This is a genomic window from Aeromicrobium phragmitis, from assembly GCF_003674095.1.
In the GTDB taxonomy this organism is placed as follows: domain Bacteria; phylum Actinomycetota; class Actinomycetes; order Propionibacteriales; family Nocardioidaceae; genus Aeromicrobium; species Aeromicrobium phragmitis.
The window spans coordinates 1-309 of the sequence record NZ_RDBF01000263.1; the positions used below are offsets into that span (position 1 = coordinate 1).

Annotated in this window: 1 protein-coding gene; it reads right to left on the bottom strand. The window is 66.0% G+C overall.

Annotated features, from left to right (window positions below; translation table 11 throughout):
- The coding region (locus tag D9V41_RS17260) for a cytochrome c biogenesis ResB family protein (RefSeq protein WP_166376135.1) at positions 1–309 on the bottom strand (309 nt) is incomplete at both ends.

Sequence of the window (309 nt, forward strand, 5' to 3'; positions counted from 1 at the left end):
TAGATCTCGTACTGCTCGGGGTCCTCGCCGGGGCGCTCGGTGTAGGTGACGTCGGCCTGGAACAGCTTGGGCGCACCGCGCTGCGGGCCCTCAGGCTGGAACTCCGCGATCATCCGGTCGACCCGGAAACTGAACGGCGGCAGATCCTCGGCGTCGAACAGCGGTCCGGACGAGAACTCGTTGTACTGGCTCAGCGTGTTGGAGAACCCTTCGCCCTCGGTGACGATGACGGCGCCGCGATAGCCCCACAGCGAACCGACCGCGACACCCACCAGCACCACCACGATGCTGACGTGGAAGACGAGGTTG